This is a genomic window from Lacimonas salitolerans, assembly GCF_042677865.1.
GTDB lineage: Bacteria > Pseudomonadota > Alphaproteobacteria > Rhodobacterales > Rhodobacteraceae > Lutimaribacter > Lutimaribacter salitolerans.
In genome coordinates this window covers 1-815 of sequence record NZ_JBHUDD010000070.1, presented here as the reverse complement: position 1 = coordinate 815, position 815 = coordinate 1, and the positions used below count along the sequence as shown (strand labels likewise).

Below are 815 nucleotides of genomic sequence, written 5' to 3'. Positions count from 1 at the left end.
CAGGGCAATCGCTTTTGGCATTAAGCCATTGCTATGTTTGTGAGAATCGAGCGCAGGAAGGTGTCATCCCAGCCTGCGCGCTTGAGCTTGATCGACAGTGACGACTTCGACTTGTCCTGTCTGACGACATCGAGGGCGCGCCTCCGAAGTACGGCGATGTTGCCCGGGGCATTATCCTTCCGGTTGCGTGCGGCGTCTTCCCGGAAGGAGACGTCAAGCTGCCAGTGCAGGGCGTTTTCGATCATCCAGTGATCCCGGACCGTGGTGAGAAGGATGTCAGGCTTGGGCATCCACGACATCGCAAAATAGCGTGTCTCGGAAGCGACCTGTCCATCTACCTCGCGGGTTGCCTCGATCCGTCCGAACGCCTTCAGTCCTGGGAATTCGTGATATTCTCCCAATGACTTGGCCGATACGACCGTTGCCTTTCGGACCTCTCTACGTCCATGACTTTTCTCCTCGGTCATCGCCCGCTGCCGAGGATCGATGGCGCCGCTGAAGCAGCCGCGCGCATCGGACAGAAGCGACTCTTGGTTACCCTTCAGGGCGAGACACCAATCGCCACCACGCGCGTTGATCGCCTCAACCGTACGGCGATTGCAGTGCAATGCATCGCCGGTCACGATCTTCCCCCGCAGCGCGATCAGACCCAGTGCTTCGATCGCAGCCTCCAGTTCTGTGCCGCGATCCGCCGGAACCGTGGCCAGCGTCAGGCGCAGCCGCGTGGCGTAGGCTGACACCATCATCCGCGTCCGCGCTCCCTCGGTCCTGTCGCGTGCGCCGCGCAACGCCTTGCCGTCGATAGCGATCACATC

At 61.0% G+C, this 815-nt stretch carries 1 protein-coding gene; it reads right to left on the bottom strand.

Annotated elements, in window-relative coordinates; translation table 11 throughout:
* Positions 1-20: 20 nt before the first annotated feature.
* Positions 21-815: ISAs1 family transposase (locus ACFTOW_RS13265; protein ID WP_379916495.1), on the bottom strand; the 795-nt coding region annotated here is incomplete at its 5' end.